This window comes from Clostridium neonatale, from assembly GCF_001458595.1.
In the GTDB taxonomy this organism is placed as follows: Bacteria; Bacillota; Clostridia; order Clostridiales; family Clostridiaceae; genus Clostridium; species Clostridium neonatale.
The window spans coordinates 341,892-355,491 of record NZ_LN890328.1 but is presented as its reverse complement, the minus strand read 5'-3'; the positions used below and the strand labels follow the sequence as shown (position 1 = coordinate 355,491).

Below are 13,600 nucleotides of genomic sequence, written 5' to 3'. Positions count from 1 at the left end.
GATGACACCTATATGTCATCTTTATAAATTCCATTCATATTTTTTATTCGTAATTTTACTTTTTCTTTTAATTGTAGTGGCCATATAACTTTAACTTTATCCTGCATGGTTATAACCAAATCTGCTGTCCAATCTAAATCACTTACTTGAAATATTATGCACCCATTTTCTTCATTGCTATTCCTATGAAAAAATTTTGCATCAATTTTACCTGTTAGAAAAAACTCATTAATAATGTTATATTCTAATGTAACATTATATAATATTCTTGAATCTTCTGGATGAAATAAATCAGCACCAAAATCATTCCTAAAGTCAATTTTTTCAATTGACTTGTAATTAAAATTTATATTTAAAATTTTATATGAAACAATTCTATTGACCTTAAACAAACGAAATTCATTATTTTCCTCACAAAAGCCATATAAATACCAATATGATTGCTTAAAAACAAGTTTATATGGATGAACAATTCTCATTTTTCTAGAGTTTTTAGAAATATATTCAATACAAGTACATTTGTGATTTTCTATTGCTTCATGCAAATGTAGAACCTTTTCCTGTGTAATACTATCTTTAAACCATGATGATAAATCAATTAAATAGTCACTTTCTGAAAATATAGTCTTTGTTTCTTCTGGTATTATCTTTGCCATAAGATTTATTAAGTCATTATTTTTATTAATGCTCATCAATCCAGAAAGTGCAGTAAAAATATTTTTTATATCATTCCTAGAAAAAATGCTTTTTTTATATTTATATCCTTCAACAACTGATACTCCTCCACCAATACCTGAATATGTAACTATAGGAATTCCAGCTTTATTTAATGTATCTAAATCACGAAAAATTGTACGCTTAGAAACTTCAAATCTTTCTGCCAGCTCTTTTATTGTAATTCTATCTGTATTAACTAGTATATTTAATATTCCTAACAACCTATCAATCTTCATAGCAGTACACTTTCTATCAATTATTTATTAAAAATTAAAAACAATTTATATTTATAATTATATATCATAAATACTTTATATTAGTATCCAAAACTCAATTTCAGTATTTTTGATAAATTTATTTCCACCTTATTCTCTAAGGTGTGGTGATATAAAAAAACTATACCACCACTTTCAGAGGCATATACTATATTTGAGCGACAAATCGAGATTTGCATGTTAGTAAACTAAATCTTTCTATACTAATTTAAAGTGTTTAATAATTTGATTATATCTATCTTCTAAATTGCTATTTTCTTTTCTAATAAAACATTTAAATCCACTATTCAAAAAATCATTATAGTGCTCTAAACTATTTACTTTTTTAATGCATTTCTTAAAATTCTCTAAATTTAGTTCTGGATTTTCTGTTTTCATTATTTGATCAAGAATAAATAATTTTTCTGGATCTTTTCTATTAAAAAATTCATCTACAGACATACACTGTGGTGATAATAAGATAGCCACATGATTATAATCTGATATTTTATGTAAAATATCCACTGGAATATTAGTGTCAACAACAACCTTCTGATTTTTTGATAATTCTATTAAATCTTCAATTTCAAAAGGAGTAATTTCAACTTGTCCACCCGTAATCCATGCATCATACTCTTCTGGTGTTCTAGATACATATTCCTCCCAACTTTTCATAGTTTTAAAATAACATAAATTGGGGTATTCTTTAGGTTTTACTTTTCTTAGAACTTTATCAAGATTATAATTTTCACCACAAAAATAAAGACCTAATCTATCTGATATCATTTTTACAATAGTTGATTTACCAGCATAAGCAGTACCATTGATAAAATAAACATTATTTAATTTATATTTTATTTCTTCATAATTCATAAATCACTCTCCAATTCAAATTACAACTTTTCAATCTACTTCACTTATTGAAATTTATCAATCACATTCCGATTCTTCACATGGATTTAATATTGCATATACATAAGTATCCCAGTATATAGGATGTCCATTAGCATCTTTATGAAAAGAAACGTTTTTTCTAAAATATGCTTCACGATTCATACCAATTTTCTCCATAACCTTCCATGAAGGTATGTTTTGAGGAGCACATTCTGCATAAATCCGATGAATACCTTTATTAAACATATATTCTATCACCGCTTTGCTGGCCTCACTTCCATATCCCTTATTCTGATAGTTCTCATTTAAAACATATCCAAGTTCTCTTGCGTTAAAATCCCTTTTTCCTAAATAAATATTTCCAATAACCTTATGTTCTTTTTTCAACTCAATTGCATAGAATTCATCGCTTTGTGCTCTGAATTCTATCTCTTTTTTCGCCTTCTCTAAAGTAAAATCTGGATATGATTCAAGTTCTGCATTAACTCGCTGCACCATATATTCGCATAAATCCTTCTCGTCACTCAATTCAAAATTACGAATAATCAAATCCTTTATCTCAATTTTCATTTATATATTCTCCCTTATCAGTTAAATTTGCGTTTCAATTTAAAATTAACATTTCTAATAAATTACATAATTACATTATAATTCTATTAAAGTGTGTTGTACATCATTATATAAATGAGAAAGTTAATGTACCTTTTACTTTCCTCTAATAAAAATATGGTCTTCTTCATAATAAACATTTTTATTATTTTAAATGTCCATTATAAAGAAGACCATATAAAACTACATACTGCTTCTAGTTGTTTTCTAAATTTTATAGTTCATATTAATTTGCATATACTCTTTCTAGCTATAAATATTATAACAGATTCTATTTAAATATATTGCAGCATAAGTCATAATAACGTTGCCTGTCAGCCAATCCATTAGTCCCGCCATTAACTTTTTTAGTTATGGTTATGCAGTCTGCTCCTTTATCACATAAAGTATTCATGTTGTTTTTATACCACCAAAACCCTGCACTAGTCCATGGATAATTATCAGCAACATAGTCTACACCTTTCATAACAAATTGGTCTGGTAAATAGTTTGCTAGAGCTTGATAATTAGAACGTCCAGTTAACTGTAAATAGCCTGCACCTTTATACTTTTTTCCATCACCTGTTTGTGCATTTCCTAAATCTCTTCTTCCTTCATAAGCCTGTCTCGAAGCTAATTCTTTCGTATAAATTCCACAAGCACTCTCATGGCTGCACTGACTTATAAAATGTCTTATCCTTTCTGGTGTATTAATATTAAATTTTTGTAGACAGTTATTTAAATCTTTCACTACAAAATCACTTACATTTTTCCATCCAACAGCATTTAATTGCTCCTTAGTAACTAAGCTATCTTTTATCCATACACCATTTGAATTGAATTTATAGGACTTGCCATCTATTATATAAGCACCATCTACATACATTTCTCCCTGATGCCCATTAGATTTCTCCTCAAGATAATACCATTCTCCTTTATCCTGTAACCAGCCTTTCTGCATTACACCATCTTTATTTAAATAAAACCATCTACTTTCTACTTGAGCCCATCCTATAGCCATAGTTCCATTAGGATATAAATAGTACCAATTATTCTCTACTTGCTGCCATCCTTTTAACAGTTTTCCATCTTCCTCTAAGCACCATTTCCATACTTTAGACATAACTCTCTCCTCCTTGTTACATAATATGAAAAATATATTAATTATGTTCTTTAAAACAAAGATAAGCAGCCACTAAAGCTACAATAATTGATGTTTATCAACTATATCTTTACTAAAAAAGAATACTGTAATCATTATGTAAATTTCGAGATAGCTCATATCTAATGCTACAAATAATATAGTTTGTATTAGGATAATGCTTTTACATTTTCAATTAGAGATCGTGTATAAGTTCTTCTAGTGCTGATGTTCCGTCAGATATAATAGAATTAGTCTGTAAATCTATCTTATTAATTGGAATTCACCTCTTTAAAATTAATCAAACTAAAATATGTGGAACATTAAACCCTTCATTTTCAGCTACTTCAATGAAATTTTCCCCATCAATATGTATGCAATAAACATTTTTCCTTAGTTCTCTTGGAACCTTTTCACATAATACCCTTAGTGAAGTATGAACATTACCTTCACAATCATTTAAGCATGTATCATGATATACTATATTACCGTCTTTTAAAAATGGTACAATATCAAAATTTGTTTCATATGTATCACTGCTATAAAAAATATCATTACCTTCGTCAAATTTTAATGTATAAGAATATGTATTAATTCTTTTATTATGTTTAGTTAGTATTGCTGAAAATTCTAACCCTAATTTATCTATTCTGATATTTTTACCATCATCAATTATAAAGCTTTCTCCTTCACGCATAGATGTTAATTCTAAGAACTGTTTTAAAACACTTTTCTCATGGAAATATATTTTACTGCATATATGATATTTCCAAAAAGAAAATCCAACAAAACTGCTTAGTGATCCCACATGATCACCATGCATATGAGTAATAAGTATGCGTATTTCCTTTATGCCATCAATCAAGTTAGTTTCAATAATTCTTTTAAAAACACCCTCTCCGCAATCAATTAAAAGAAGAACTTCATTCTTTATAATGTATGCACTTGTATTTCCTTCTTTCACATTATATCCAGAGCCTCTTCCTATAAATTTCAGTTTGTTCATTTCTAATACTCCTTTCTATTACATATGCTATTTAATTAAAATGCTTCATTTAATTAATTTATAAACGTATATTCTATATAATTATCGTTGTATTATACCATTTCACTTTAATTTTTCAGATAATATTTAATTTTAGTTATATATTATATTTTAACTAAGTTTATATGAATAAAATCTTTTGTTTTACTCTTTCGTTTATTAACTTTTAGTGTAAAAAAGCATTATCAGATATTTTTATTTATCTAATAATGCTATTATTCTTCATTATTTTAAATTTCTTGTTTTAGACATGATTTTAAATCATCATCTGGTATACTTATTGGCTTTAAGTCAAATGTATCAACTAAATATTGAAGAACATTTGGACTAAAGAATGCTGGAAGTGATGGTCCTATATACATCCCCTTTATTCCTAAGGATAATAGTGCAAGCAAATCTGCAACAGCTTTTTGTTCATACCATGATAATATTATAGAAAGTGGTAAGCTGTTTACATCAGTTTCAAATGCATCTGCAAGTACTGTTGCTATTCTCACTGCAGAATATACATCATTACATTGACCAACATCAAGAAGTCTTGGAAGCCCTGCAACTTCCCCAAAATTAATCTTATTAAATCTATATTTGCCACATGCAAGTGTTAAGATAATACAGTCTTCTGGAACCTTAGTAGCAAATTCAGTATAATAATTTCTTCCTGGCCTAGCACCATCACATCCACCTATTACAAAGAAGTGCCTTACTTTTCCGTCTTTAACTGCACTAACAATTTCTTCTGCATGACTTAATGTTGCATGATGACCAAAACCTACAAGTATTTCATGTGGCTCTTGATCTTCCTTAAATCCTCCAAGTTCTAAAGCTTTTTCTATTATTGGAGTAAAATCTTTCTGACCATTTTCATTTTTGCCTATAAATTGCACTCCGTCCCATCCCACTACATTGGTGGTAAATATTCTATCTTTGTAAGAATCTCTTGGCTTCATCAGACAGTTTGTAGTCATTAAAATACATCCTGGAATGTTGTCAAATTCTTTCTGTTGGTCCTGCCATGCTCCTCCATAGTTTCCTACAAGATGCTTATATTTTTTTAGTTCAGGATATCCATGACAAGGTAACATTTCTCCATGAGTATATATATTTATGCCCTTACCTTCTGTCTGCTCAAGAATCATCTCCAAATCCTTCAAATCATGTCCTGAGACTATTATAAAAGGACCTTTTTTAATATGTACATTAACCTTATGAGGTTCTGGATTTTTATAAACAGTAGTATTAGCTTCATCTAATTTTTTCATTACAGCAATGCTCATTTCACCTGTTCTCATAGTCCATCTTATAAGGTCTTCAACAGTTAAATTGTCATCACATACTGCTTCAAGAGCCCTCACATAAAAGTTATCAACTTCATCATCATAATATCCAAGTTCCCTTGCCTGATGTCCATATGCACTTATTCCTTTTAATCCATATACTATAGTCTGCCTTAGTGAACGTATGTCAGGGTCTAACTCTTTATCATACATAATTCCTGCTATTTTTGAATCCTTAAGCATCTCAGACTTGCTGTCGCTTAAGGTATATGTAACATGCGCAGTATCATTTTTAATTTTTCCAACTTTCTTTTTTAATTCATCTTTTATTTTTTGAGACTGTTTGAGCATTTCAACATGAACATCAGCATCAAAATTGACATTTGTAAGTGTTGTAAATAAGCTGTTTTCAATAAAACTAACTATTGATTTATCTACATTTTCACCTTTCTTAATTATTTCATTTGCATAGCAACTTATTCCTTTTATCTGAAATATCAATAAATCCTGAAGGTTTGCAACTTCTGGTGTTTTGCCGCATACGCCAAGCTTAGTGCACCCTTTTCCCCCTGCTGTTTGCTCACACTGATAACAAAACATTGGATATTCAATATCCATATTATTTCCCATAACTATTTCCACTCCTATCTTTATTTTTATGTTCTTCTTTATTAAAGCATTAGAAATCACCAACATAGCCTAATACCATAATTAATAATTATTATAACTAATTGTTTAGGCTATTAATTCAGATATATAAATTCTTTTGCTATTTCTATATTTCCTTAATTTAATTCAGTTTATTCAATATTTTAATTGGTTAAAGAACTCTAATTAATAAGTTTTGTTTTAACTAGAGTATGTGAATTATCAGTCTCATAAGTACATGTAATTAATTTCATTATCTTGTCACCCTTATTAAGATTAACATCTCTTTTAAATACTGAACGTGCTTCACATACTTTTATATAATCTAACAATTTTTCACATGCGTAATGATTAATGTCTATTGTCTTGGCATCGCATCAACTACATAAATAGATGGATTATTATTTGCATAGCTATGGAGATAATATTTATTATAAGAATGTTGTGTTATAGAATAATTTATTATACTGTTATCAAAGCCTTTATCATTTTATGAAAAGTACTAGATAAACTTTCTCTAAATTTATTCATATCAAAATTGTATCCTGGGCAACTTTTATTTACGCCTTCAACTTCCCTATGACCTATAACTTTATCTATTGGTATACTATATTTATTCATAAATATTTTACATAGTCTATACAAGGATTTTCTTTGTTCTTCTGAAGGATAATTCAAATCAAAATTTCCTGACATACAAATTCCTATTGATATATTATTCAGCCCTTTAGTATGAGCTCCTACATGCATTCCTCTTCCTTCTATTATTCGTCCATCCTCTTCTATAAAATAGTTATATCCAATCCCTTTCCATCCCAAGGATTTATGGTATTCATGAGTTTTATAAACATCCCATCCTATTTCTCCAGTATGATGAATAACTATATAGCTTGGATTTTTTAAGATTTCAAGGTCGCCATCAAATTTAAGCATAGCTTTTTTAATATATTTCTTCATTAAGCCTCCATACACCATATTTAAATACTTTATAAATATATTATGCTTGCTAAGATAATTTGGATTTGATTTTTTATCAATTTTCCCTAACTATAGTTTTTCCATTGCCCCCTCTTGTTTCTGCTATAAGATCAACAACATACGCTATTTGCCATTGGAGGTTTAAAAAATGTGGATAAATATATAATAATTGGATAAAAATCCCCTAATTAGGGTGAGTATGCTACAAGCCTATAATCCTCTTATCTTGCTCATCATGAATATAGTTCCATGTTTTATGAGTGAAAGTCAATGTTGATGCATCAGTATATTCTGCTTCAATAAAAGCTGAAATTATAACATATTTCTTAGAATTAATTTCAGCATAACTAGTGTTATATTGTTAATTTGAATATCACTTGAATTTCTATTTCAAAATCGCATTTATTTTTATTCTCTTTTTTTAATCTCATTTTCAATATTATTGCCATAGGTATAAACAGTAGTAATGATAAAGCATTTATATTTGCTGATCATTTTTAAATTAGGATAAAAAAAGATATGTAATGCAAGCCCGTTATGCATTACGTATCTTTTTATTTTAATATCTCACTTAATTTCAGCTAAATAAGTAAATTCTTAAGAATATGAATTCTAAAATTCTTGAAAATTTAGGAATTTTAGAATTTTTATACTTTAATTAATTATTACCATTAGATACCCAATTATGATTTTGCCTATAATTAACTACAACTGCTTTTTTCATATGTTCATTTAATTTTCTCATATACACAATTAATGTACAAATCTCACTAATCATTGCTAATAAAAGAGAAATACCTGTGATACATATTAATTTAAATATTGTTATATAAAGCTCATTTACCATGACTAACCCTCCAAAATAATGTCTTTATTAAATCTATTTCCAAAACATTATTTTCTAATCACTTTATAATAACTTTCACCTATTTATTTTCAATTTCAATGCCAGCTAGCTTCATTAAATACACAGCATTTCTTGTATTTGAAACTCCAGTTTTCAATTTATAATCAAAGCAGATCTTGTTATCAACATAATACTCTGAAAAATGGTAGTTTTTTACCCTTGAATCACTTTCTTTCTCCATTTCTCCTAATTCTATATCATGAGTAGATACAAATCCAATGTTTCCTTTTTTACTTAATTGTTTTATTAAGACCTTAGCCCCAGTGTGCCTGTCTTTTGAGTTAGTTCCTTTAAAAATTTCATCTAATAAAAATAATATTGGCTTTCCTTCTTTTGAAGTTTCAACTATCTTTCTAATTTTAAGAATTTCTGCATAGAAAGATGAGATTCCTTCTTTCAAATTATCACTAATTTTCATGCAAGTATACAAGCCAATAATAGGACAATTAAATTTATCTGCACATACTGGTGCTCCTGCATATGCTAAAATAATATTAATTCCAATAGTTCTCATAAATGTACTTTTTCCAGACATATTAGAACCTGTTATAAGAATAACTTCATGTGGTTCTTCTAATTTTATACTATTGCACACCCGTTTTTCTCCCAAAAGTGGATGTCCTATATTCTTAGCTATAATCCTTGTTTTTTTATCCTCAATTTTAGGCATACTCCAGCATGGATTATCATATCTAATAACTGCAAGACTGCATAACGCTTCTAATTCAGCTATTACATTGAGATAATTTTCAAAATTGGCGCCACTATTTTTCTTCCATACTTCGAGAGAAATATTTAAATGATAATCCATCATTAGAATTGGATTCAAAATAAGATAAACCATATTACGTCTACTTGCTATACACTCACAAATTCTAGAAAATTTACTTATTTGTTTAGATGAGCTTTCACCATCAGCATTACAAAGCTCCCTGCATAAATTTATAATATATTTTGATCTAAATCTATGTTTTTCTATATACCTAAGCATATTTTTATATGTGCTTACACTGTTATTATATCTTTCAGCAATAATGAGATTATTCATTCTATCTTCTTTTTTTATCATTAAAATAATCAATTGAATAACAATAAGTAAAACAGGAATATAGTAAGGTACTGAATAAAATATTTTAGGTACAAAGATTGGAATATCTAATAAAAAACTAAATAAAAAAGCTACTATTCTAGTAAATAAAGTTATTGTAAGTATTGTTGTTACTGTTGATAAAATGCATATTACAAAAATTACTTGTTTTTCTATTATTCTTTTATTTCTTTGTTTCATCCATAAAAAAAGTTCATTTGGATCTTGCCTGCTATTAGGAATTTTTTTTCCCTCTGTTTCAAGTCTTTGTCTAAAATATATTTTTTCTGCAAGCTCTTCAACAGCTGCTTGTCTATCATAAATATCTTGTTTGTCTTTAGGTATTTCTGTTAATACATTCTTAAGCTTTTGCCTTCCCATATAACTATTAGAAGTATTTATCCATTGAAATAAAGAATTTTTACCGAAAATATCTAAATCATATGAGTAATTATGATTTTCATCTATAAATTCTTCACCTGTATCATCAAAAAGATTCCATCTGCCATTTAATCTTTCTATAGAATTTTTATTTATATCATGCAAGATTATTGTATATTTATTTTTGTTTTCTACGTTTTTATACAAAGAATCTAAAAAAAATAATAAAATAATAGTCACTATAGCTATAATCATAAAAAAATAACTATTCTTAAGTGAATATAAACTTATTAAAGATATTCCTCCTAATATAACAATAATAACTTTTGATATGATTAAATTATTCATATATTTCTTCTGCTTTTTTATTAGTAAATCATATTTCCTTTTTCTATTTGCATATACTTTAAGTGATTGCATTATAATCATTCCTATCTTTGATAGTGTACAAATTTTTATACTTAGTTTAATATTAATACATTTATCTTAAATATTAATTTTCTTATATATCACCTCAAATTATACCTTAAAATGATTATAATTCAAAATAAAGGAAGTTTTATTGTGCATAATATTTAAATATCTTATAAACTACAACACTATTTCTTCAACAGATAGCTTTTTTGTACTTCTATTTTCTTCATATGAATATCCCAAAATTAGTAAATTTACAAATATCAGATTGTCATCTAAAAAGAATATTTTATTTAAAAATGCACGTTCTTTATTTTTACTTGGATTAAAATCAAAAACTATAAAACACATTTATCATTCCTTGTTTTTATTATTCTCATCTTTAATCATATCCTCAATACTATCTAATTGTTTTTTAATTTCTTTTATTGATATATTTAGCCACGAATATAATAAAAACATAATGAATACTATAGCTATAAATATAATTAACATAATAATCTCCATTTATTTCAAAATATTATTTCAAACGATATGAATCCACACTCTCTCCAAAATACATAGTATGCTCTGCCTCTTCTTCATCAGGTAAAATAAAAGATAAAACATCTTCTATTTTAATATCTGATAATGCCCTATTGGCTTCAATAGTAGTCCCTTCCGTACATGTAATTTTTTCACCATTTAATGAACAAAATACAATATTATTATTCGTGAATTTCAAATAATAGCATATAGTTACTATTTCATAAAAACAACAATCGTCATATATTAATATATAATTTTTCATCTTTACCTCCATAATTAACTTGAAATACATATTTTTTACATTATAGCTTTAATTTATATAAAAGCCAAGTATTTATCTGTTATATTTTTTGATTATGCTTTGAATTTCCTGCATAAGGCATAAGAAGCTCTAATAATTTAAATTCAAATGTTTCTCTATCTACAGCTCCTACAATCTTATCACTTTCATAAAGTTCAACTAGAAATTCAGCCATGTCTTTACCTGTATGATACATTCCAAAACTATTATCATAATCATAATTAACTATATCATTAGCAATATTTCCAAAGTTAGTTTTGGTTGCTGCTGGTACTAATTCTTTTGCTTGTAATTTATCATCAGCTTCTTTTAGCTCTATAGCTAAGCCTTCTGTAAATGCACTGACAAAAAATTTGCTTGCTCAATAGCAAATGCTTTTTCTTGAATCTCAAATTAATACTCTTAATAACCATATGAAAAAGCTAAATGATAAAATAGATTACTATGCATCTGAAATAAATAATAATGAATAAACTATTTTTTCTTTCTAAAAAAGGAACCATATCAGATTAGAATTTGCATATTCCTCTGATATGGTTCCTAATTTAATGTACAAATGTCATTAAAAATGAAATATAAAAATTTTATTTTGTGTTTACTTTAAAATACTTTTTCCACCCATATATGGTCTTAATGCTTCTGGAATATTTACAGTTCCATCTTCATTTAAGTTATTTTCTAAAAATGCTATAAGCATTCTTGGTGGTGCTACTACTGTATTATTTAATGTATGGGGGAAATATTTCTTTCCATCTTCACCATTTATACGTATTTTAAGTCTTCTAGCTTGAGCATCTGAAAGATTTGAACAGCTTCCAACTTCAAAATATTTCTTTTGTCTTGGTGACCATGCTTCAACGTCAATTGACTTAACCTTTAAATCTGCTAAGTCACCAGAACAACATTCAAGTGTTCTTACTGGTATATCTAATGAACGGAATAAATCAACAGTGTTCTTCCAAAGTTTTTCAAACCATTCTTTGCTTTCTTCTGGCTTACATACAACTATCATTTCTTGCTTTTCAAATTGATGTATTCTATAAACTCCTCTTTCTTCGATTCCATGAGCACCTTTTTCTTTTCTAAAGCAAGGTGAATAACTTGTTAAAGTTTGAGGAAGAGTTTTTTCATCAAGAATTGTATCTATAAATTTACCTATCATTGAGTGTTCACTTGTTCCAATTAAGTATAAATCTTCACCTTCAATTTTGTACATCATTGAATCCATTTCTTCAAAGCTCATAACGCCAGTAACTACGCTACTTCTTATCATAAATGGAGGTACACAGTATGTAAATCCTCTATCTATCATAAAGTCTCTTGCATATGAAATTACAGCCGAATGAAGTCTTGCTATGTCTCCCATTAAATAATAGAATCCATTACCTGCAACTTTTCTTGCACTATCAAGATCTATTCCATTGAATTTTTCCATAATTTCTGTGTGATATGGTACTTCAAAGTCAGGAACTTTAGGTTCCCCAAATTTTTCAACTTCAACATTTTCACTATCATCTTTACCTATTGGAACTGAAGGATCGATGATGTTTGGTATCTTCATCATTCTTTCTTTTACTTCTTCTTGAAGTCTGCTTTCATCTGCTTCAAGTTTTGCTAATGTTTCTGCATCTTTATTTACTTGTTCTTTAAGTTTTTCAGCTTCATCTTTTTTACCTTGAGCCATTAATGCACCGATTTGCTTAGATACTGTTTTTCTGTTTGATCTTAATTTATCTGCTTCTGTTTGCGCTTCTCTAGATTTCTTATCAAGCTCAATTATTTCATCTACAAGTGGTAACTTATAATCTTGAAACTTATTTTTAATATTTTGTTTTACAATTTCAGGATTTTCTCTAACAAATTTTAAATCTAACATAATTCCCTCCAAAATTTCATCTTAAATTCTATTGATTATTTTAGTTTATTATAAAAAACGTCCTATTTATAGCTTAAAAGTTATAAATAGGACGAAAAAATCCGCGTTGCCACCTAAATTGCCAGCATATAATATATACCGACCTCTTCAATATGCTATAAAGGGCATAACCCTCTGACTCATCGCCAGCAGCTCTAAAAGTGGAAAGACTTACAATAATCACTGATTTGCACCATCCATCAGCTCTCTGAAGACATTAATAAGTCGTAGCTTTTATAAAAACGCCTTATAAAAATATTATATATTAAGTAGTATAGAACTAAATAAAATTTTTTACAAGTACTTTTTTAATTTATTATTTATAAAAGTAAATGTAACAAATACATACCCGAAAAATAGTTTACCTAAACTAAAAAAAATATAATAACTACTAAATCCATATTATTTTCTTCTTAACATGTTCTTAATAATAAAATATTAATCTTAACAACGATTTAATATTTGTAAATAAAGTTGTATAATTTACTAATGAGTAAAAATTTTTTCTATTTTGACATATTTATAAAA

At 27.4% G+C, this 13,600-nt stretch carries 15 protein-coding genes; all 15 read right to left on the bottom strand.

Annotated elements, in window-relative coordinates; genetic code table 11:
* Positions 1-8: 8 nt before the first annotated feature.
* The 15 genes from BN2920_RS08700 to serS all read right to left on the bottom strand — a co-directional run bounded on the left by BN2920_RS08700 (position 9) and on the right by serS (position 13,033).
* Positions 9-953, bottom strand: coding sequence for a helix-turn-helix transcriptional regulator (locus BN2920_RS08700; protein WP_058294629.1), 945 nt, complete (start codon positions 951-953; stop codon positions 9-11).
* A gap of 237 nt (positions 954-1,190) precedes the next feature.
* Positions 1,191-1,844, bottom strand: a complete 654-nt coding sequence (locus BN2920_RS08695; protein WP_058294628.1) for a hypothetical protein — start codon at positions 1,842-1,844, stop codon at positions 1,191-1,193.
* 57 nt (positions 1,845-1,901) lie between these two features.
* Positions 1,902-2,435, bottom strand: coding sequence for a GNAT family N-acetyltransferase (locus BN2920_RS08690; protein WP_058294627.1), 534 nt, complete (start codon positions 2,433-2,435; stop codon positions 1,902-1,904).
* A gap of 310 nt (positions 2,436-2,745) precedes the next feature.
* On the bottom strand, positions 2,746-3,576 hold the full coding sequence (locus BN2920_RS08685) for a glycoside hydrolase family 19 protein (RefSeq protein WP_058294626.1): 831 nt from the start codon (positions 3,574-3,576) through the stop codon (positions 2,746-2,748).
* 319 nt (positions 3,577-3,895) lie between these two features.
* The gene (locus BN2920_RS08680) at positions 3,896-4,600 is read right to left on the bottom strand and encodes an MBL fold metallo-hydrolase (RefSeq protein WP_058294625.1); all 705 of its coding nucleotides are present in this window, start codon (positions 4,598-4,600) and stop codon (positions 3,896-3,898) included.
* Positions 4,601-4,869: 269 nt separating this feature from the next.
* Entirely contained in the window at positions 4,870-6,543 is a 1,674-nt protein-coding gene (gene hcp, locus BN2920_RS08675; protein ID WP_172437794.1) for a hydroxylamine reductase, read from the bottom strand.
* Positions 6,544-6,743: 200 nt separating this feature from the next.
* A complete protein-coding gene (locus BN2920_RS21915; protein WP_159115982.1) occupies positions 6,744-6,893 on the bottom strand; it encodes a sortase family protein in 150 nt (49 codons plus the stop codon).
* 130 nt (positions 6,894-7,023) lie between these two features.
* Entirely contained in the window at positions 7,024-7,518 is a 495-nt protein-coding gene (locus tag BN2920_RS08670) for a peptidoglycan recognition protein family protein (RefSeq protein ID WP_058294624.1), read from the bottom strand.
* 679 nt (positions 7,519-8,197) lie between these two features.
* A complete protein-coding gene (locus BN2920_RS08665) occupies positions 8,198-8,386 on the bottom strand; it encodes a hypothetical protein (protein WP_058294623.1) in 189 nt (62 codons plus the stop codon).
* Positions 8,387-8,465: 79 nt separating this feature from the next.
* Positions 8,466-10,262 (bottom strand): MutS family DNA mismatch repair protein, encoded by a 1,797-nt coding sequence (locus BN2920_RS08660; protein ID WP_242868348.1) that lies wholly within the window; start codon positions 10,260-10,262, stop codon positions 8,466-8,468.
* A gap of 243 nt (positions 10,263-10,505) precedes the next feature.
* On the bottom strand, positions 10,506-10,679 hold the full coding sequence (locus BN2920_RS21370; RefSeq protein WP_157065769.1) for a hypothetical protein: 174 nt from the start codon (positions 10,677-10,679) through the stop codon (positions 10,506-10,508).
* Between the two features lie 3 nt (positions 10,680-10,682).
* Positions 10,683-10,823 (bottom strand): hypothetical protein, encoded by a 141-nt coding sequence (locus BN2920_RS21365; RefSeq protein WP_157065768.1) that lies wholly within the window; start codon positions 10,821-10,823, stop codon positions 10,683-10,685.
* 25 nt (positions 10,824-10,848) lie between these two features.
* A complete protein-coding gene (locus tag BN2920_RS08655; RefSeq protein WP_058294621.1) occupies positions 10,849-11,118 on the bottom strand; it encodes a hypothetical protein in 270 nt (89 codons plus the stop codon).
* A 79-nt stretch (positions 11,119-11,197) separates the two neighbouring features.
* Positions 11,198-11,353: a hypothetical protein gene (locus tag BN2920_RS22065; RefSeq protein ID WP_242868346.1), complete on the bottom strand. Its 156-nt coding sequence runs from the start codon at positions 11,351-11,353 to the stop codon at positions 11,198-11,200.
* A gap of 399 nt (positions 11,354-11,752) precedes the next feature.
* Complete coding sequence (gene serS / locus BN2920_RS08650) at positions 11,753-13,033, bottom strand: serine--tRNA ligase (RefSeq protein WP_058294620.1); 1,281 nt, start codon at positions 13,031-13,033, stop codon at positions 11,753-11,755.
* Between the last annotated feature and the right edge of the window lie 567 nt (positions 13,034-13,600).